The sequence below is a fragment of the Priestia sp. TSO9 genome (assembly GCF_021029645.1).
Taxonomy (GTDB): Bacteria; Bacillota; Bacilli; order Bacillales; family Bacillaceae_H; genus Priestia; species Priestia megaterium_E.
Map to the genome: position 1 here is coordinate 652,702 of NZ_JAJEKD010000013.1, position 19,396 is coordinate 672,097.

Consider the following 19,396-nt stretch of genomic DNA (forward strand, 5'->3'; position numbering starts at 1 on the left):
AATTTAGTTATGTCTTAATTTCTTTTCTTAGTTTAAAAGCTGAATAAAAAGCTCGGCTACTTTTTTATGAGCGCTGTTAGCAGGATAGATATAAGAAAAACGGCGCTTAAAAGGAGCGGTGTTAACGTTGAGAATCGATAGGTGCTTTTGTTCTACATCTTCTTTAATAGCGCAAAGTGACAGCACAGACATTCCTAAATTATGAACAATGGCTTCTTTAATTCCTTGATTGCTGCTGATCGTTAGCATGCTTTTCATTTTTAAACCGTTGGACATTAGAACGTGATCTAAATATTCTCTTGTTCCAGAGCCTTTTTCACGCGCTACCCACCGCTGATTTTGTAAATCATCAATTTCTACTTTTTTAAGCTGAGCTAAAGGGTGATCCACTGACGCAACGATGGCAAGCTCATCGTCCATAAAGGACTGAATATGTAAGTCGGACTCTTCCGTGTGTCCTTCAATAAGTCCTACATCTACTTTGAAATGACGAACAAGCTGAGCGATTTCCTTTGTATTACCGATAGTCACTTCTACATCAATATCAGGATATTGTTCACGAAGCTTTGCTAAAAATGAAGGAAGAATATATTCGCCAATCGTAAAACTGGCGCCAATCGTTAGCATTCCTTTGACACGGTGATGGTGTTCATAAATATCTCGTTTCGTATGCTCATATATTTGAATCATTTGTTTAGCACGATCGTATAAAATTTCGCCGCTGGGTGTGATTTTTAACATTTTAGGTGAACGCAGGAACAGGGAAGTTTGAAATTCTTTTTCAAGATTTTTGATGTGTACGCTTACGCTTGGCTGTGAAATCATTAATTTTTCCGCAGCTTTTGTAAAGCTTTGCTCTTCTACAACAGAAACAAACGTCTTTAACGCATCATAGTACATAGAGTATGGCTCCTTTTATATTAAAAAAATTAATTATAAACATTATAAAACATTATTATGGTAATAACTAGAGGCACCTGGGTAAGAAAAACAAAATGAGGTGCTGATTTAAAGGAGTACTTTGGCTTCTAACGAAGGCAGCCCGCGCAATTTGTTTACAGTTATTTGCATTTCATCTATAAAGCTATTAAACACTTTTTTGTCATCTATTTGTAACAAAAGTAAAAAAAGTACTTGTTTTTTCCAAAAAACATACTATAATATTAACTGTAATACGATAAGTAATACAGTTAATACACCTAGTACACACATCATGATTTTGGGTAGATGAAGGGAGGCAGACTATGTTCGATTTAGATATTCGTAGTCGCAAGCCGATATACGAGCAATTAGTAGATAAATTGAAAGAGCTTATTATTCATGAAGTCTTTAAGGCCGATCAAAAGCTTCCATCTGTTCGGCTGTTAGCAAAAGAATTAACGATTAATCCAAATACAATTCAAAAAGCGTATCGTGAACTAGAACATCAGAATTATATTTATTCAGTTCCAGGCAAAGGAAGTTTTGTAATGCCTCAAGTTGATACACTAAATAACGAGAAGGTGAAAAAGATGAAAGAAGAATTAGTAAAGCTGTTGGCAGAAGCTATGTATTTAGGGATGGATAAAGATGAAATTCTATCACTTATTTCACAGGCTGAAAAAGCAGTAAAAGGAGGAAGCGATAGTGATTGAACTGAAGGCGATAAAAAAAGAGTTTGAAGAAATGGAAGCTCTAAGAGACGTCACGCTTTCTATAAAAAAAGGATCTATTTACGGACTGCTTGGCTCGAACGGGGCAGGGAAAACAACGCTATTAAAAATCATCGCAGGTATTTACAAGCAGGATCACGGGAAAATCGCCATAGACGGCGAGGAAGTATTTGAAAACGTTGGCTTAAAAGAACGTCTTATTTTTATGCCAGATTCTCTTTATTTTTTTCCTCAAACAACGATTAAGCAATTAGCGTCTTTTTATAGAAGCGTCTATCCGACTTGGAACGAAGAGCGGTTTCAAAAATTAAAAGAAGCTTTCCCAATTCAATTACATAAAAAGGTACACAGAATGTCTAAGGGAATGCAGCGTCAAGTAGGCTTTTGGTTAGCGCTGTCTGCTATGCCTGATGTACTTATCTTAGATGAGCCGCTCGACGGTTTAGATGCGGTAATGCGTCAAAAAATTAAAAACCTTCTTGTTCAAGACGTGGCAGAACGGGAAATGACGATTTTAATTTCGTCACATAACCTGCGAGAAGTGGAAGATCTGTGTGATCATGTAGGCATCTTGCATCATGGTCAATTATTAATTGAAAAAGAGCTGGATGATTTAAAATCAGACGTGCACAAAATTCAAGTTGCATTTGAAGGAGATGTGCCGCTAGCGCTTTATGACACGCTAGACATTTTATATCAAGAAAAACGAGGAAGCGTCTTGCTTTGTATTGTTCGAGGAAAAGAAAATCACTTAGTCAACAAAGTTCGATCGTATAAGCCTTTAATTTTTGACATCTTGCCACTTACGCTGGAAGAAATCTTTATTTATGAAATGGGGGATGTGGGTTATGCAATCGAAAACATCATCGTTTAACCGCGGCATGTGGATTCAATCCATGAGAAACGTGGGATGGATTGGGCTTGTATACTTGCTAGTACTGCTGTTTGCTTTACCTTTACAACTGATTTTCACTTTCACAGGCAAGGTAGAGCCTTATATAGAGAAACCAGATACGTTATTTAACGTATTGGATGGGCTGGAATTTGTGTTTATGTTTGTTGTACCAGTATTACTTGGTATTTTCCTATTTAGATATATACAAACGAAGATTGCGGCTGACTATATTCATAGTTTACCAATTAAGCGTTCTACGCTGTTTCATCAAAATATGCTCCTGGGCGCGTTGGTTTTAGTTGTTCCTATTTTAATTACGGGAGTCGTTACTTTTGCTGTTAAAGGAGTTTTAACCGTTGAGAATGTTTATACAACAAAAGATGTTCTAAGCTGGGTCGGTTACAGTATTTTAATTAACTTATTTGTGCTGACTGGAACTGTTTTAGCGGGAATGTTCACCGGCATGTCTGTCCTCCAAGGAATCTTTTTATACGTTCTATTTCTTCTACCCGGAGGAATCTCTTATTTAGCTATATCCAATGTAAAGTTTTACTGGTACGGCTATGCGTATGACTATTACATGAGTGAAAATGTTGACAGCCTTGTTCCGTTTTCACACGTAGCGCAAATGGTAGCCCATAAAAGCTTTTCTACTAGTGCATTTGTCTATATTGGACTCATTGTCTTATTTTACATCATTGCTTTAATCACCTATCAAAAAAGAAAAGTAGAAGCTGCTACGCAAACCATTTCAGTTAGCTGGTTAAAACCGGTATTCGTATACGGAGTAACCGCTTGTTCACTCATGTTAGGCGGATTTTACTTTATTAGCATGAAAGGTGAATTTTCATGGATGGTCGTGGGCTATATTATTGGTTCATTAATAGGCTATACAGTTGCTCAAATTATTTTAAATAAAACGTGGCGCACCTTTACGAAATGGAAAGGATATCTAGGGTTTGTTATAGCTGCAGCTATTGTGGGCTTTATCATTCATCTAGATGTGTTTGGCTATTCTACTAAAGTGCCAGCAGCTTCAGAGATTGAAAGTGTATATTTCGATGAAGATATATATCCATTGACTGATAAACCTGAAAACTATGCAAATGGAATGAATGGCTATTATGAAGCTCCATATTACTATACAAGTAAAGAAACAATTCAGAGCGTTCGTCACCTGCAAAAACAAATTACAGCATCTAAAGATAAGAAGCTGGATCCTGATAAACAAAGTGAAATAGAAAGCAGAAACGGGAAAATGGCTGTATTTGCTTATAAATTAAAAAATGGAAAACAAATGGTTCGAGAATACTTTATTCCATTTTCAGACTATAAAGCTTTTTATAAAGAAATTGCAGAAACAAAAGAATACAAAGAAAATTTCCATCCGCTTTTACGAACAAAAAACACGGATAAAATTAAAAGCGTGAGTTTTTCTGTTCCAGGAAAGTCAAATTCAATCAATATTACAAATCCAGATAAAGTGCAAGAACTTATACACGTAGTCAAACAGTCGATGATGAACGAAACGTTTGATGAAATGTACAGCACAAAAGAAAGCTGGGCTTCAATTGAGTTTATGGATGGAAAAGGACAGTACGTACAAACTGCTTCTTGGGATAAGTCTTATAGCGAAGTAGAAGCATGGCTGAAGAAAGAGCATTTATATGAACGTGCTCGCCTGATGCCAAAGGACGTAGAAAAAACCGAAGTGTTTAAAAATTCTTCTCATCTTAAAAACGATTATCGTCTTGAAGAAGAGTTTACATCTCTAACGAAGGATGAAAAATCAATTAAAGTAAAAAACAATCAGCAGGTAGAAACGCTTCTTCAACGTGCTAATTTACGAGATACAGGAGATTATCTTGTTTCTTTTTATTACAAAGACCAAGTAGATACTCCTCAGATTTATATGTTGAATGAAAATGAACTGCCAATCGAACTAAGAGAAAAACTAAAATAACAAGGGAGAACTTATTATGTGCGGCGAGGAATTGCAAGATTATTTAAATCAGGTGCTGGCTTATTTATTGAAAAATGGCGTGAATAGACAAGACGCCGAAGATATTACGCAAGAAGTAGCATTAAAATATTTAGAAAAACAAGAAATGGTCGATCCTGAAAAAATAAAAGCTTGGATGTTTCGCGTCGCATTAAATAAACGGTGTGATTTAGGAAGGCGTAAAATAGTGAAAGACCGCTATACGTCTTCTTACAAAGAAGAGCCCGTTATGTATACCCCTATTCAGCAGGTGCTTAGAAAGGAAGAAGCGGCTGAATGTCAGGCGATTTTAAATAAATTGAATCCTAAGTATCGCAATTTGCTTCTATTAAAATATGGATTTGGATTTAAATATGAAGAAATTGCGGAGTTATTAAATATGCAGATGACTACGTTAAAATCAGCTCTTTACCGCGCGCGCAAATACTTTGTAAAGGGATATAATGAAGTCATTTAATATAAATGAAACAGCAGCAGTTTGTGAAAAAAGAACTTTTTTACACAAACTACTGCTGTTTTTTTCGTATTTTTCTTCTTTGGACGGCATAGATAATCAAACTGATCGCACAAAAAGCTAAAGTGATCTCAATCACGTCCGTATAAGAAGATGTCGTATTAAAAAAGGAACCGAAAATAAATAAAGCAAGCGTCCAAATAAAACCGAAAGAAAATGAGACTTTAATATAATGCCGATGCTTCATTCCGCTTGCTCCGAGAAAAAAAGGCATCACATGTCGCATGCCTGGTAAAAAGTAGCTTGCGATGATGGCATGAGATCCATATTCTTGAATCGTGCGCTCGACTTTCATCACATTTTTTTCCCATCGCGGGCGTTTTAATACCGCAAGCGCCTGAGCTGAAAAAAGACTGGCTACCAAAAACTTAAGATATAAACTAATCATCATGCCGCTGTAGGTAAGTATAAAAGCTGGAATGTACTGAACGGACGGAGAGGTAGCCTGACTGCCCGCAAGCATAATATAGACCGGGTCAGGAATAGGAGTAAGGTTGGCTCCGACTAAAATGATAAAAAAGAAATATCCGTAGCCTAATTGGTTAATGGCTCCGATAAGCTGATCAATCATGTTTTCTTCCTCCTTTCTTCATTAGAATACGAGAGAGTGACACACAGTGTTCGCTCAAAATAAAAATAAAGTATAGGTACGCACAACTTAGAAAAAAAGAGTTATAATAAATAAGAATGTACGTTCTTCTTTCAGGGATTAATTATACAGAAAGAGGTGATAGTATGAAAATGATGTACCCTAAAAACGGCAAAGTTATTCTTCATATTGATGCCAATGCTTTTTATGCATCTGTTGAAACCGCACATGATCATACGCTCAAAGATAAGCCTCTTGCTATTGCTGGCAATCCAAAGGAACGAAGAGGAATTGTTGTAACCTGTAACTATATTGCTCGTAAACGCGGAGTATATGCGCCAATGCCTCTTTGGGAAGCGAAAAGAAAATGCCCTGAGCTGGTTGTTATAAAACCTAATTTTCCATTATATCGCCAAGTGTCCAAAAACATGTTTGATTATTTAGTAACCATTTCACCTCTTTTAGAGCCTGCTTCCATTGATGAAGGCTATTTGGATATTACAAACTGTGCTGAATTAGGTTCTCCTCTTGATATAGCAAAGTCAATTCAGCAGCATTTAATACAGACGCTGCAAATTCCTGTGTCAATTGGAATCGCACCGAATAAATTTTTAGCCAAAACGGCAAGTGATATGCAAAAACCTTTAGGGATTACCGTCCTTCGAAAAAGAGATGTCCAAACCGTTCTTTGGCCAAAAGCGGTGGAGGAAATGCACGGAATCGGTAAAAAAACAGCTGAGAAGCTAAATGCGATTAAGATCGTGACGATCGGTGATCTAGCAAATGCCGCTCCTGGTCTTCTTAAACAGACTCTCGGAGTAAAAGGAGAAGTGATGAAAGAACGAGCATGGGGCCAAGATGATCGACAGGTGAACCCTGATCGCCAATCACAGTTTAAATCTATTGGAAACTCTACGACGCTGTCTCAAAATGCAGTAGATGAACATGAAGTTCTTCCTATTTTAAATAAACTATCGCATTCTGTAAGCTCTCGCATGAAAGCGAAAAAAGTTGTAAGCAAAACGATTCAGTTAACGATACGATACAGTGATTTTAAAACCATTACTCGAAGCCAAACCATTTCAAAAGCAATTAGCGAGCCAAGCGATCTTTTTCATTACAGTGCGGTATTATTTCAAAGGCATTGGAACGGAGAACCGATTCGTTTATTAGGCGTAGCTGCTCTTCAAGTGAGCCACCATCTTCAGGAAGGAGAACAGTTAGATTTGTTTACATATGGAGAGCAAGCAAAAAAAGAGCCTTTATACAAAGCGGTCGAAAGTTTGCGTGAAAAATATGGAGATAACATTATTCAAAGCGGTTAAAAAAAACAAAGAGGAAAAGAAGAGAGGTAACTCTCTTTTTTTGTATAAAATAATAGGTTTACACTCATTATAGAAGGGGAAGTACATTACTATCACGGTAATCAAAGTGATTACAAAATGAATTTGATTGCGACTTTTTTGATTGTCTGCAATGAAATTACATAAAATAATCTATGAGGTGATCTTATGTCAGACGTACTATTTACATCTAAAGCAACAGCGGTTGGAGGCCGAGATGGTCGAGTTAAATCAGATGATGGTATTATTGATTTAACCCTTGTAAATCCTTCTCCAAATAACAAAGAAGAAGGAACAAATCCCGAGCAGCTGTTTGCAGCAGGATATTCTGCTTGTTTTGACGGTGCTTTAAATTTAATCGCAAAGAAACAAAAAAAAGACATTGATTCGTCTATTACTGCAGAGGTAAGTCTACTAAAAGACCACACTGATGATGGCTTTAAAATTGGCGTGGTGTTAAACGCTCATATTAAAGGCGTTTCACAAGAAGTAGCTGAGAAGCTAGTAGAAGATGCACATCAATTCTGCCCGTATTCTAAAGCAACGCGTGGAAATGTTAACGTAACGTTAAATACAACGGCTGAGTAAATAAAAAAACGCCTGGATTTCTCTTAAATCCAGGCGTTTTTTTATGTGCAATTTTATATGGTCTATTTTTGATTGTACGTATGCAGTGATTGCAATAACTCCTTCAGCGTTTCTTTTAGCTTTTCTAATTCTCCTTGTGACTTATTCGTCATACTAAAAACTTCTTCTGGAATATGACAAGCTTTATCACGTAAGTTTTTTCCTTTTTCGGTTAAACTAATAAAAACAACGCGTTCATCTTCATGAGAACGCTGACGAATCACTAATTCTTGATCCTGCATTCTTTTTAGCATAGGAGTAAGGGTGCCTGAATCCAAATACAGAAGTTCGCCCATTTTTTTTACGCTGAGTGTTTCATGTTCCCATAAAACAAGAAGGGCTAAATACTGCGGATAGGTTACTCCTAATTTATCGAGCAGCGGCTTGTACACCTTTGTAATTTCTCGAGACGTGGCGTAAATTGAAAAACAAAGCTGATTTTCTAGCTGCAGCTGCTTATAAAGTTGTTCCATTCATGTTGCCTCCAGTCTATTGCTTTTTATTTAATTATACACAATTAAATAGTGGTGTCCAATAACGCCGAATGAAAAAGTAATCAAGCTGTAAATAAAAAATGGGAATTTTACATATACTAAGAAAAAAAGGGAGCTGTGCACATGTATTTTGCAAAAAAAGCCGTAGAAGAAGAAGTAGATCAAATGATGGATACGACTGTATATGCGTGTCAATCCGAATCATGTAATGGGTGGATGAGAGAAGATTTTGTTACGGTTGATTATAACTGTCCGATGTGCGGAACGGAAATGTCGCAGGAAGTACGCGAGCTGCCGAAAATTAAGTACGATCACCAATTTTATAATAAATAAAAAAGAAGCAACTGCTTCTTTTTTTATTTTTCACTAAAATTTCATTAAGCTGCGCTAGACTAAAAACCAACATACGATGAAGGTGAGGAATATCAGAATGAATCAAGGGAACTTTTTGAAAGGTTTATTTTGGGGAACCTTATTTAGTATTCCTATTTGGATTTCATTGTTTGGCTGGTTCCGCATTTTATCACATCTTGCATAGTTTCGTTTTATAAACCGTCATACGCGCCCTTATCTTTCTATTTCCGCTATAATAAAGGTGATAGAAAAAATAAGGAGCTGTTCTCATGATTCAATATAAAACGGAGCAAATGACGGTTTTTGAAAGCGCGCTGTTTCAAACAACATCTGCAGTGATTGAAACAAAAGACTGTGTTATTGTTGTTGATCCAACATGGCTTCCTCACGAAATTAATGAAATTAAACAGCATGTTCAAGAGATCTTAAACCATCGCAAACTGTATGTGTTTTTTACTCACGGAGATTTTGATCACGTCATTGGATATGGCGCTTTCTTAGAATTAAATGCCACCTTTATCGGCAGCAAATTTTTAGAACATCATCCGGACAAAGAAGAAAAAGTTCAAATGATTAAGCAGTTTGATCATGACTATTATATAAAAAGATCTCATGATATTATATTCCCGGAGCTGGATATTGTGGTAACCGACAATGAACAGCACATTACTTTAGGTGAAACATCCATTACCTGTTATTTTGCAAAAGGTCATACGAACGATGGCTTATTTATGATTGTCGATGATTCGATATGGATCGCGGGTGATTATTTATCAGATTTTGAATATCCGTACATATATGAAAGTGTAAACGATTACCGCGACACGCTTGCTACTGCGCGACACATTTTAGCTAAGCACCAAAATCTGACGCTAGTTCCAGGGCATGGGAAAACGACACATCACCGAGCTGAAATTCAAAGACGAGTGGAGATGGCCAGCTCTTATTTAGATGAACTGCACGCTGCAGTGAAAGAAGACAGTAAAGAAGCGCTCGATAAGCTAAATGATAAACTGGCGTTTCCCTCTGACTTCACCGCACAATGTCATCAAAAAAACGTTGAAATTATGAAAAGAGAATTGCTGTTATAGAAATCGAGTGTACAGTCATCCCGTCGATATTAAAAGTAAGAAACCGCATCTTCTGTTGGAGATGCGGTTTCTTACTTTCCTTTATTTATCAATTTAATGAAACTTTTTCCTCTTATATCCGTTTATATAAATAAGAAATTATTTTATGTATAAAGGAGTATGACAATGGGGAAAAACGGTTGTGTAAAATGCGGACATACAGAAGCACAAACAAAAGAAATTGCTACAACGGGAACGGGACTGTCTAGATACTTAGACGTTCAGCACAATCACTTTACAGTGGTATATTGCACGAACTGCGGATATTCAGAGCTATATAATAAATCATCTTCAAGAGGCAGCAATATTATTGACTTATTTTTTGGAGGATGAAAATGAGTATCGACCTTATTGAAATTCATAAAGACCGGCGCGCTTCCTATTTGAACCTGCTATTAATAGGGGATGAAGACGAAAAAGTGGTGAAGTCGTATATAAATGAAGGTTCTTTATTTACCATTGTGTATGAAAAGAAGGAGATAGGAGTTGTGCAGTGCCTCATCGATGAAGAGGAATCGGCAGTAGAAGTGAAAAATATCGGTTTAAAAGAAGCATACAGAGGAAAAGGAATCGGCAGCAAAGTTATTAAAAAGTTAGAAGCATTGTATGAAGGTAACCATTATTCTAAAATGATTGTAGGAACAGCGGACTCCAGTCTTCAAAACATAGCGTTTTATAAAAAGGCAGGCTTTTATCAAAGGGGTGTCAAAAAGAATTTCTTTTTGCAGTACGTTCCACCAATTTACGAGAATGGCTTGCAAGCTATCGATATGATTATGTTTGAAAAAAAATTAAAAAGCAGAGGCGACTAACACGCTTCTGCTTTTAGTGATTAATCTAAAATTTGAAGTTTTACCGTTTTGCGTCCCCAATTTAAAGCTGAGCTTTGAGATGCCATAAATAAATCAACGCGAGTACCTTTAATCGCACCGCCAGTATCTCCAGCAATTGCTTCTCCGTAACCTTCTACGTATACGCGAGAACCTAATGGAATCACGCGAGGATCAACTGCAATTACTTTTCGATTAGGATTTGACCTTAGGTCGATGCCTGTAGCAGTAATTCCGCTGCACCCTGCACAGTAAGCAGTATAAGCTGTTGCTTCAACCGTAATCTCTTTCGAAACCGACTTGCTTTCTTGCACTGGAGCAGGTGCCGGCGTTGAAGTCGACGGTGCTGAAGTTGACGGTGTTGAAGGAGCAGTAGTCGCTGGCGTCGATGGTTTTGCCTGAGCTGCAGCTTGTCCGCCTACTTGTAGCACTTGATTAATGTAAATCGTATTAGACGATAAGTTATTCCACTGTTTTAATTGAGAAATTGAAATGCCGTGTCGCTGTGCTACGCTCCACATTGTATCTCCAGGCTGAACTTTGTAACTTTTACTGTTCCTAGGAGCCGGAGATGCCTGCGTTTCGTTTGTTTTTTCTTGTACAGGTGCTGAAGGTGATGATGAAACCGTTCCTGTTCCGCTTATTTTTAATACTTGATTCACATAAATTAAATGACTAGATAAGTTATTCCACTCTTTTAGCTGCTGTACAGAAGTACCGTTGTTTTTAGCGATACGATAAAGCGTGTCGCCTGATTTTACTGTATATGTATGATTTGAAGATGTTGTAGTTGGAGTTGAACTAGATGAAGAGTCAGTAGATGTAGATCTAATTTGTAATGTTTGGTTTGCATAAATTAATGTCGAAGAAAGACCATTCCACTTTTTTAAGTCTTCAACTGTTACATTATGCTGCTGTGAGATGCTGAATAACGTTTCTCCAGCTTTTACTTTATGCGTGTCTGTGTCAGCCGATGCTGCGTCTGCAATTCCAATTGATACTAAAGCTGTGGCCCCTAATGTAAAAATGTGTTTTTTCATCTAATAATTCTCCTTTATTTCCAATAGTTGACTCTTATTCTATCAGCAATATGTAACAAACTCATGACAAAATGGTAGGTTTTATATTACAAGTTTGTAACAACACGTCTAAAGTTATAGAAAAAACGCGGTTTTTTTACAATTTTGATGAAAAAAGTCTTAATTTGTCTGTAGAGATAGAATAGTAAAAAAGGTGTTCTGCTTTGATAAAAATGAAAAAGAAAGAAGCTATGCTATATTCAAATGACATGATAGAATAGACAAGTTAGAAATGAACGGATAAAAAGGGAGTTAGACATCTATGGAAAAACGCTCTATCTCTTCATATTTAAAAGCATGGGTGCGCGCACTTTCAATTGAGATTAATTATATGAAGAAACACGGCGGAGAAAAGTATACGGTAGGAAAAGGAGAATACTTAGGGCAGCAGGAGGATGCGTATCTTTACCGGTTTGAACGCACAGCCGATTTATACCTTTTTGATGGAGCTCAGGTACGCCTTGTCCACCAGCATAAAGAAAGTAAAGGAGAAGTGATCGGAACAGAAGGGTTTGATTTGTATCTTAAAATAGATGCGTTTATTGGACAAGAAGTAGACGAACTCGATATATATAATGAACCATGGGAATTATTGCAGGCTCTCATTGATAGACTCACGGAAGCAAAAGATTACAAGCAAAAAATAGTGAGAATCAAACGTCTTATGAGAGGTGATAGTCCTGTTCGTCATAAAGAATATACGTCTAAGAACGCTCTTCATGAAGTGTTGCTGCGAGCGCGTTATAACCGTACTACGTATATTTGGGGGCCTCCTGGAACAGGAAAAACATATACGCTGTCCAAAATCGCGGCAAGCTACTACCGGAAATCAAAGCGGATCCTTTTATTATCTCACAGTAATGCAGCGGTGGACGGTTTGCTGCAAGAAACTGCGCGTCAGTTAAAAAAGAAAGAAGCTTGGAAAAAAGGAAAACTCATTCGATACGGAGCAACAAAAAGCAGCGGCTTAGAAAATATAAAAGTAGAAGAAGTCATTGGAGAAGATGATCCGTACTTAGCTCAGGAGATGCGTGATTTACAAGAAGAACGAGTTTACTTAAGCAGGTATCCCAATAGAGCACACCAGCTTCAGCAAGTTAACAAAAAGCTAAACGCCCTTCGTAACAAGTGGATTGAAGCGGAGAAAAATGTTTTTGATCAAGCGTATATTGTAGGCACTACTTTATCAAAAGCGGCTATTGACCGATTACTTTATCAAAGTGAATTTGATATGGTTGTGGTAGACGAAATTAGCATGGCATATGCACCGCAAATTGCTTTTGCAGCTACGTTAGGAAAACGAATTGTCGTATGCGGCGATTTTAAACAGCTTCCTCCGGTATCTCAATCTTCTCATGCTGAAGTGAAGAAGTGGCTGCAGCGAGATTTATTTGAGCAGACGGGTCTTGTAGAGCAAGTAGAAAGCGGTGAGATACACCCGCATCTTTTTATGTTGACGAAGCAAAGAAGAATGCATAAAGATATCTCAGCTTTTACAAATCGCTATATTTACAGCAATCGAGTAGCAGATCATCCATCTGTCACAACAAGTCGAGAAGTAGTAGCAAGCAGCCGGCCGTTTGCTCATGAAGCAGCGCTTATGCTTAACATTGGTCATTTGCATTCTTCCGCTATGCGAGATGCTGCTTCCGGCTCACGTTACAATGTGATAACGGCTGTGTTGGCGGTAAGTTTGATGCTGCGGGCAGGCAAAGCTTCTTCGGCTACTCTTGGCTATGTGACTCCTTATAAGTCTCAAGCTAAATTGATCAATGCATTTCTTCAAGATATTGAACCAGCTAGCGGTATAATTGCAGCAACCGTACACAAGTTTCAAGGCGCGGAACGAGATATCATGATTTTTGATACGGTCGATACAAAGCCGCAGTCAAAACCAGGGTTACTTTTAACAAATGAAAATAGCGACCGATTGGTAAATGTAGCGGTGACGCGTTCAAAAGGAAAATTTATTATGCTTTCAGACGAGTCGTTTGCCCAGCAGCGCGTACCAAAAGAGCGAGCGTTATGGAAGTTGGTCAATCACTTTAACGAAAATCAAAAAGTATACCAGCCTCAGCAATTTTTAAAAGAAGTCATTCAGCATCCTAAATTGATTTGGTACCATCCATCGAACAGCAATCAGTTAAAAAAAGACTTATATCAAGCTCGGCAGCAGGTTTTATTGTGCATTCCTTATGCATCCCTTATCCCTCAAGAAATACGGGATGTGTTAAATTCGTTTAAAGGTGAACTGACCGTTCTTACTCGTGAACCAACAGAAGTTCGAATTGACGGCGCGCATGTCATTTCATCTGCTGTTCCGATGTCACTGCTTATCATCGATGAATCCACTATATGGATTAATATGCCTTATGGCGGAAAGAATGAAGCGTTTATGGCTGCTAGAATTGAGTCAAAGCTAGGCGCTAAACAGCTTATTCGGTCGATTGACTTTACCGAAGATAAAACAAGAAATCAAGAAACGAAAATGTATATAGAAACAAATAAACCACAATATTCTTTGAGCAATTACCTTTTCAGCTGGGATCGCTGTGAATCTTGTCAGCATATGCGAGAAGTAGAGATAACAAAAAAAGGAAAAGTAAGGTTTATTTGCTATTATTGCGGGAAAACAAGTGGGGCAACACGTTTATTAGTGGAAAAATATTTAAACTACGTACATGCTGTATGTAAAGCATGCAAGCAGCCGATGAACGTAGATTATGATGAAAATAAAGGCGTCTACGCATGTTGTCCATCGTGCAAAAAGGAAGTTTTGCCTAGAGATTTATTGTAACTTTAAGAAAAGGGCGTGATCTTATCGTTTACTCTCGTAATGTAGCGGCTTTAGCTGATTGTTTGCTAGAAGGGGACGTTCAAAAAAGCTGGCTGCTCATTGCTCTATATATAGAAGAAGGCCATTCTTCAACTGACGTATACACGTTTCTGACAGAAGCGATGTATGAGATAGGGAAAAGGTGGCAAGAAAATAAAATTTCAGTCGCGGACGAGCATTTGGCTACTGCAACCTGTGACTATGTGTTAACTCGCTTTCAGCTATTACAGCATCAGTTGATTCAGCGCCATCGAGCACTTCTTTTTTGCATTGAAGGAGAAGAGCATTACTTAGGTATTAAAATGATTGCAGGACTTATGAGAGAACAGGGATGGGAAGTTAAAAACTTAGGAGCAAACTTGCCGCTGCCGTTTGCTCTAAAAAGCATTGAAAGATGGGACCCTGATGTAGTGTGCTTGTCTGTCTCCCAAGTGCATTTGCTGCCTGATTTACAAAAATACATTGCTGAGATTGAAAACATGCCGCAAAGTCCTCTAGTATTAGTAGGCAGCAGGCTTCTCAACAAGCACGATTTGTCGGCTTCAGGATCTTCAAGAACCATATTCATTAATCATATTCAAGCTTTTAAAGACTGGCTTCTAATCAACAATAAAGAAAGTTCGACGCAAGATAAAATGTTAGCAATGGGGGAAGAAATATGATCAGTTTGCCGATTCAACACATTCCGGTTCCAATGTTTTTACTCAATAAAGACAACGAAATAATTGAATTTACACCAAGCGTCACGAAAAATTTCCCGCCTGTTCAGAACTTTTTAGATCTAGTTGATGAAGACAGCCAAGAAAAAGTAAAAAGAGCACTCCAGGGAAAGGAGGAAGTGCAAATCGAAGTAAATATGCGCACGTTTTCTAACCCGGTTGCTCTTTTTGATTTTCATTTTAAGCCTGAAGCCTATCATTCGCTGCACGCTGTTTTCTGCTATCCTATTCATGAGCATATGATGAGTGTTCAATCAACTCTTCAACAGTTTCGCTCTATGCTTCTGCAAGACTCACCACAAGTGAACCCAGATTTTTCAGTCAGGGAAACAGATGTAGAAACGGTGAAAAAAATGCAGCTAGTTGATCTTCAGCGTCATTTTCGAGAAATGAAAACAAATGTGCTAACCATTCAAGACCTCCTAAGTATTATCCGCTCCGACGTGATTGAAGCAGGAAAAGGAGAATATATTGAATTGGTCTCTACACATTTGTTTGACATTCAAGATGTAATTAATCAGGAGCTTGAATGTTTAAGGCAGAAGAACAAAGTACATTAAGAAAGCGGCAATCGGATTTCTACCGTTGTTCCTTTCCCTTCTTCACTATCATACGAAATGCTTCCTTTATGATTACTAATGATTTTGTGACTCACCATCAATCCTAATCCTGTTCCTTTTTCTTTTGTTGTATAGAAAGGCTCGCTAATTCGTGTTAATCGATCTTTCGGCATGCCTTTTCCTTCATCTATCACTTGGACGACTACTTGATTTGTATCTGGATCAAATTTAGATACCACCAGGATAGATCCGGGGTCATCCATCGCTTCAATAGAATTTTTCACCATGTTGATAAATACTTGTTTCATATCTTTTTCGATACAATGAATAACAGGTAATTTTTCTTCAAAATCTGTTGAAATAGTAATGTTTTTAAGAATGGCCTGTGTATGCAGCAGCGTACATACGTCTTGAAGAATTAAATTTATCTGTTTATTTTCATATTTTACGACTTCGGGTTTGGCTAGAATGAGCAGTTCGCTAATGATCAGTTCTAAGCGGTTAAACTCGGACATCATGACATCCATATATTCTTTTTTATACGTTTCTTCTTGCATCATAAGCTGTAAAAAGCCCTTTAATGATGTAAGAGGATTTCGTATTTCATGGGCAATGCCAGCAGCCAGCTGTCCAAGTGCTGACAGCATCTCTGAATTTTTGAGCATCATTTCCGACTGTTTGCGCTGTGAAATGTCTTCGCTTAACCCAATGTAATGGATGATTTCATCCTGATCATTTTTAACAGGCATTAAGGCTAACTGTTCCCAAACGGTTTCTCCGTCTTCTTGAACGTAGGAAATTTCTCCGTTCCATTTTTCTCCTCTGTATACTTCATTCCAAATCTTAGGGAATCTTTTAACCCCCAGTTTTTTTGTATATAAGTCATAGAGGTGTAGCCCAAATACTTCCTGCGGCGCATGCTTTTGCTCCATGAATTTTTGATTAATGTACTTAATTTTACCTTGATGATCGGTAATGAAAATGCCCGTAGGACTGTGAGCGACTGCAAATGATGTAATAGCCAATTCTTCATTTGATCGTTTAATTTCTGTAATATTAATAAACGTAATAACTACACCGTTAATTAAATTCTCATTTGTACGATAAGGCATCATTTTCATGCTGTACCATTGGTTATCATAGCTTTGAATTTCTTTTTGAAGGGTGTTATTTGTTCTTAAAACGTGCATTGCATCCTCGATTAGATGGTCATATCTAAAGTTATGCGAAATATGAAAGAAAGGTCTTCCAATATCTTGATGAAGAACGTTGATCACTGTTTTCGTTTCCGGCGTAAATAATTTAATATTCAGCTGCTCGTCTAAAAAGATAGTAGCAATAGTTGTACTGATTAATAAATTATCAATATCGTTATTTAAGTCCGTTAATTCTTCAATCTTACGCTCGTACTGGTTGTTAACACTGATTAATTCTTCATTCACCGACTGCAACTCTTCATTTGTAGACTGCAGCTCTTCGTTAGAAGCAATCAGTTCTTCGTTTGTAGACTTTAGCTCCTCATTTGCTGTTTCTAGCTCTTCAATCGTCGTTTGCAAATGCTGCTGCGTGTAATGAAGCTCTTGCTCTAAATCTACTACAAGCTCACTAATCGAGCTTGTTTGATTAAGGAACATGGGCTCTTCCTTATCAATAATGGCACCATCTGTCTGTTCATCAAACATAAGTAAGTAAAGAGAGTGATTTGTTGGAAGGGCAGATATCGTAATATTAAAACGGCGCTGCACGTTGTTTATGACAAATTCAATGTGCTGACAGCATACGCTCATACCTTGCTCTTTTACGCGTTTAATAGCTGCTCCAATGGCTAAAGAGACGTGAACTGGAACCATTTTGAAAATTGTATAATTAATTTTCCCTACAGGAACGTTAATAAGCTGAGTCGCTTCTTTTGAACAAAATATTACTTCGTTGTATTCATTTAATACGAGACAAGGGCTCATAAAGTGATCAATCATTGACTGATACATCTCATCTAATTTAAGTGAAGGAAGAGGCTTATAAAGTTGACTTGGCAGCGGCACGCTAGAAAAATCACCTTCATGCAAGCTGGATTTCGAAAGATTAAAAGCTCCCGTAATTTGTCGGCTGGGCTGTCCCGAACGCTTAAATATTTTCCACTTACTGTTGATAGGGCGGAACAAATCAGACAAATTTCCTGTTGTTTCACTAGGACCTAAAAAAAGTACGCCTTCTTCTGTCAAAGAAAAATGAAAAAGAGACAGAATGCGCTGCTGCAGTTCAGCTTGGAAGTAAATCATCATATTTCGGCAGCTAATTAAATCAACGTTTACAAAAGGCGAGTCTTTTCCTATATTATGCGGGGCAAAAACAATCATTTTACGAATTGTTTTTTTAACTTGATAACCACCGTGTTTTGTTTGCTCAAAATATTCGTTAATCTGAGCTGCTGAGAAGGAATGAACTTCCGCTTCTTCATAAATACCTTGACTAGCTCTTTTGATTGCATGACGATCGATGTCCGTAGCAAAGATTCGGACATCGAAATAACGGTTGATTGTTGATAAATAGTCATGAAGCAAAATAGCTAATGTATATGCTTCTTGACCAGTAGAACAACCTGCTACCCAGATGCGGATTTCATCTTCTTGACTATGAATCTTTCTTTCAACTAATTGAGGGATGACCTGTTCTTCAATAATAGAGAATGCTTCTTTATCTCTAAGAAATTGTGTCACTCCAATCAGCAAGTCTCGCTGCAGTTCGACGATTTCTTCGGCTTCTTTACATAAATAGTCCCGGTATTCTTCCATCGTTTGAGAGGGCGGATCGAGTAAAGCCATTCTCTTTTCAAGTCGTCGCAGCACCGTGTTTTTTTTGTACATAGAGAAGTCGATGCCTGTTTTCTTCTTTATTAATGAATAAATATATTGCAACGTTTCTTCATTATATGTAAATTCAGTTTGGCTGACATGCGTTTGCACAAGGTCAGGCATATCAGCAGGAGAAAGAATATAATCAGCAAGGTGTGCATCAATAGCGCTTAGGGGCATATCTCTGTACTTTGCTGTGCTTTCATCTTGTACAAGTACAGTTCCGCCATACTCTCGTATTGTTTTTGCTCCTCCTGTTCCATCATTTCCTTTTCCCGATAAAATAATGGCTGTGCACCGGTGTTTTTTTGAAGCAGCCAAAGAATGAAAAAAGGCGTCAATGGGATACTTTACTTGATCATTTTCTTCATAGGGACGAAGGCGAAGAGTATGATCCGCAACGGTCACATAATGATGGGGAGGATTTAAATAAATTGTGTCTTCTTGTAAAGTCATCCCGTCTTGTGTCAGTTTGATATTCATTCCTGTTTTTTTTGCTAAAAGTTCTGGCATAAAACTTTTATATTTAGAGGAAAGGTGCTGCACAATAATAAACGCCATTCCATTTGGTGAAGGCATATTAGCGAAAAACTGCTCAATAGCTTCTAACCCTCCGGCAGAAGCGCCAATTCCCACAACGTGTAAATCCTGTTTCTCTATTCCTTCTGAAGACGATGGAACTGTAGAAAACGAGTTGTTCTTCATAATAGAACCTCCAATAATGTTTCGACACTTCCTAGATTGTATGTCGTTTTGTTTATTTTAATGTCGACAGCACAGCGTGGTTTACATCAAAAGTAAATTTTTCAAAAAAAACCAAGATGCTGGTACATAGGTTCATTTTAGCAAACCTATTATATTGTTCAAATAACGTTTTCAAAATTCCTCTATTTTTTGTAAAAAAAATTTAAAGCCCAAAC

The 19,396-nt window shown here is 37.6% G+C and carries 18 protein-coding genes; 13 read left to right on the top strand and 5 right to left on the bottom strand.

The genetic code is table 11. The features are described from left to right. Positions 1-27: 27 nt before the first annotated feature. Positions 28-900, bottom strand: coding sequence for a selenium metabolism-associated LysR family transcriptional regulator (locus LJC66_RS11495; protein WP_029321663.1), 873 nt, complete (start codon positions 898-900; stop codon positions 28-30). 344 nt (positions 901-1,244) lie between these two features. Here LJC66_RS11495 and LJC66_RS11500 point away from each other — a divergent pair, with 344 nt between their 5' ends. Genes LJC66_RS11500 through LJC66_RS11515 form a run of 4 tightly spaced genes read left to right on the top strand, consistent with a single transcriptional unit; the run spans position 1,245 to position 5,006 of the window. Then, positions 1,245-1,634: a GntR family transcriptional regulator gene (locus LJC66_RS11500; RefSeq protein ID WP_230932590.1), complete on the top strand. Its 390-nt coding sequence runs from the start codon at positions 1,245-1,247 to the stop codon at positions 1,632-1,634. After that, complete coding sequence (locus LJC66_RS11505; protein ID WP_048020984.1) at positions 1,627-2,526, top strand: ABC transporter ATP-binding protein; 900 nt, start codon at positions 1,627-1,629, stop codon at positions 2,524-2,526. The genes LJC66_RS11500 and LJC66_RS11505 overlap by 8 nt, the downstream gene beginning before the upstream one ends. After that, the gene (locus tag LJC66_RS11510; protein ID WP_230932591.1) at positions 2,501-4,510 is read left to right on the top strand and encodes a DUF6449 domain-containing protein; all 2,010 of its coding nucleotides are present in this window, start codon (positions 2,501-2,503) and stop codon (positions 4,508-4,510) included. The genes LJC66_RS11505 and LJC66_RS11510 overlap by 26 nt, the downstream gene beginning before the upstream one ends. Positions 4,511-4,526: 16 nt before the next feature. Beyond that, positions 4,527-5,006 (top strand): RNA polymerase sigma factor, encoded by a 480-nt coding sequence (locus tag LJC66_RS11515; RefSeq protein WP_057243672.1) that lies wholly within the window; start codon positions 4,527-4,529, stop codon positions 5,004-5,006. Positions 5,007-5,055: 49 nt separating this feature from the next. Here LJC66_RS11515 and LJC66_RS11520 read toward each other — a convergent pair whose 3' ends face one another. Continuing rightward, positions 5,056-5,634 carry a DedA family protein gene (locus LJC66_RS11520; RefSeq protein ID WP_195694028.1) on the bottom strand — a complete coding sequence of 193 codons (579 nt, stop codon included), beginning with the start codon at positions 5,632-5,634 and terminating at the stop codon, positions 5,056-5,058. A gap of 164 nt (positions 5,635-5,798) precedes the next feature. Between LJC66_RS11520 and LJC66_RS11525 the strand changes: the two genes are divergently transcribed. Continuing rightward, a complete protein-coding gene (locus tag LJC66_RS11525) occupies positions 5,799-6,977 on the top strand; it encodes a DNA polymerase IV (RefSeq protein ID WP_230932592.1) in 1,179 nt (392 codons plus the stop codon). 186 nt (positions 6,978-7,163) lie between these two features. Beyond that, positions 7,164-7,583: an organic hydroperoxide resistance protein gene (locus LJC66_RS11530; RefSeq protein WP_013056975.1), complete on the top strand. Its 420-nt coding sequence runs from the start codon at positions 7,164-7,166 to the stop codon at positions 7,581-7,583. 62 nt (positions 7,584-7,645) lie between these two features. Here the strand turns inward: LJC66_RS11530 and LJC66_RS11535 are convergent, their stop codons facing one another. Further along, positions 7,646-8,095, bottom strand: a complete 450-nt coding sequence (locus LJC66_RS11535) for a MarR family winged helix-turn-helix transcriptional regulator (RefSeq protein ID WP_230932593.1) — start codon at positions 8,093-8,095, stop codon at positions 7,646-7,648. 144 nt (positions 8,096-8,239) lie between these two features. Between LJC66_RS11535 and LJC66_RS11540 the strand changes: the two genes are divergently transcribed. The 4 genes from LJC66_RS11540 (at position 8,240) to LJC66_RS11555 (ending at position 10,412) form a co-directional block, all read left to right on the top strand. Further along, entirely contained in the window at positions 8,240-8,449 is a 210-nt protein-coding gene (locus LJC66_RS11540; protein ID WP_013056977.1) for a cold-shock protein, read from the top strand. Positions 8,450-8,739: 290 nt separating this feature from the next. Next, positions 8,740-9,561: an MBL fold metallo-hydrolase gene (locus LJC66_RS11545; RefSeq protein WP_195694024.1), complete on the top strand. Its 822-nt coding sequence runs from the start codon at positions 8,740-8,742 to the stop codon at positions 9,559-9,561. 165 nt (positions 9,562-9,726) lie between these two features. Further along, positions 9,727-9,933 carry a zinc ribbon domain-containing protein gene (locus LJC66_RS11550; protein ID WP_013056980.1) on the top strand — a complete coding sequence of 69 codons (207 nt, stop codon included), beginning with the start codon at positions 9,727-9,729 and terminating at the stop codon, positions 9,931-9,933. Positions 9,934-9,935: 2 nt separating this feature from the next. After that, the gene (locus LJC66_RS11555; RefSeq protein ID WP_195694022.1) at positions 9,936-10,412 is read left to right on the top strand and encodes a GNAT family N-acetyltransferase; all 477 of its coding nucleotides are present in this window, start codon (positions 9,936-9,938) and stop codon (positions 10,410-10,412) included. A gap of 20 nt (positions 10,413-10,432) precedes the next feature. On the opposite strand, the gene LJC66_RS11560 is transcribed toward LJC66_RS11555, so the two are convergent. After that, a complete protein-coding gene (locus tag LJC66_RS11560) occupies positions 10,433-11,470 on the bottom strand; it encodes a LysM peptidoglycan-binding and 3D domain-containing protein (protein ID WP_230932594.1) in 1,038 nt (345 codons plus the stop codon). A 301-nt stretch (positions 11,471-11,771) separates the two neighbouring features. Here LJC66_RS11560 and LJC66_RS11565 point away from each other — a divergent pair, with 301 nt between their 5' ends. The 3 genes from LJC66_RS11565 to LJC66_RS11575 are packed head-to-tail and all read left to right on the top strand — an operon-like array spanning position 11,772 to position 15,624. After that, entirely contained in the window at positions 11,772-14,306 is a 2,535-nt protein-coding gene (locus tag LJC66_RS11565) for an AAA domain-containing protein (protein ID WP_195694020.1), read from the top strand. Positions 14,307-14,329: 23 nt separating this feature from the next. Further along, entirely contained in the window at positions 14,330-15,007 is a 678-nt protein-coding gene (locus tag LJC66_RS27950) for a cobalamin B12-binding domain-containing protein (RefSeq protein WP_276511016.1), read from the top strand. After that, positions 15,004-15,624: a hypothetical protein gene (locus LJC66_RS11575; RefSeq protein WP_195694016.1), complete on the top strand. Its 621-nt coding sequence runs from the start codon at positions 15,004-15,006 to the stop codon at positions 15,622-15,624. Before LJC66_RS27950 ends, LJC66_RS11575 begins: the two co-directional genes overlap by 4 nt. On the opposite strand, the gene LJC66_RS11580 is transcribed toward LJC66_RS11575, so the two are convergent. Beyond that, a complete protein-coding gene (locus tag LJC66_RS11580) occupies positions 15,621-19,181 on the bottom strand; it encodes a CheR family methyltransferase (RefSeq protein WP_230932595.1) in 3,561 nt (1,186 codons plus the stop codon). The genes LJC66_RS11575 and LJC66_RS11580 overlap by 4 nt on opposite strands. Between the last annotated feature and the right edge of the window lie 215 nt (positions 19,182-19,396).

Coding starts and splice junctions, on each gene's coding strand:
- LJC66_RS11495 (WP_029321663.1), bottom strand. CDS start 900: ATGTACTATGATGCGTTAAAGACGTTTGTTTCTGTTGTAGAAGAGCAA.
- LJC66_RS11500 (WP_230932590.1), top strand. CDS start 1,245: ATGTTCGATTTAGATATTCGTAGTCGCAAGCCGATATACGAGCAATTA.
- LJC66_RS11510 (WP_230932591.1), top strand. CDS start 2,501: ATGCAATCGAAAACATCATCGTTTAACCGCGGCATGTGGATTCAATCC.
- LJC66_RS11515 (WP_057243672.1), top strand. CDS start 4,527: ATGTGCGGCGAGGAATTGCAAGATTATTTAAATCAGGTGCTGGCTTAT.
- LJC66_RS11520 (WP_195694028.1), bottom strand. CDS start 5,634: ATGATTGATCAGCTTATCGGAGCCATTAACCAATTAGGCTACGGATAT.
- LJC66_RS11525 (WP_230932592.1), top strand. CDS start 5,799: ATGAAAATGATGTACCCTAAAAACGGCAAAGTTATTCTTCATATTGAT.
- LJC66_RS11530 (WP_013056975.1), top strand. CDS start 7,164: ATGTCAGACGTACTATTTACATCTAAAGCAACAGCGGTTGGAGGCCGA.
- LJC66_RS11535 (WP_230932593.1), bottom strand. CDS start 8,095: ATGGAACAACTTTATAAGCAGCTGCAGCTAGAAAATCAGCTTTGTTTT.
- LJC66_RS11540 (WP_013056977.1), top strand. CDS start 8,240: ATGTATTTTGCAAAAAAAGCCGTAGAAGAAGAAGTAGATCAAATGATG.
- LJC66_RS11545 (WP_195694024.1), top strand. CDS start 8,740: ATGATTCAATATAAAACGGAGCAAATGACGGTTTTTGAAAGCGCGCTG.
- LJC66_RS11550 (WP_013056980.1), top strand. CDS start 9,727: ATGGGGAAAAACGGTTGTGTAAAATGCGGACATACAGAAGCACAAACA.
- LJC66_RS11555 (WP_195694022.1), top strand. CDS start 9,936: ATGAGTATCGACCTTATTGAAATTCATAAAGACCGGCGCGCTTCCTAT.
- LJC66_RS11560 (WP_230932594.1), bottom strand. CDS start 11,470: ATGAAAAAACACATTTTTACATTAGGGGCCACAGCTTTAGTATCAATT.
- LJC66_RS11565 (WP_195694020.1), top strand. CDS start 11,772: ATGGAAAAACGCTCTATCTCTTCATATTTAAAAGCATGGGTGCGCGCA.
- LJC66_RS11575 (WP_195694016.1), top strand. CDS start 15,004: ATGATCAGTTTGCCGATTCAACACATTCCGGTTCCAATGTTTTTACTC.
- LJC66_RS11580 (WP_230932595.1), bottom strand. CDS start 19,181: ATGAAGAACAACTCGTTTTCTACAGTTCCATCGTCTTCAGAAGGAATA.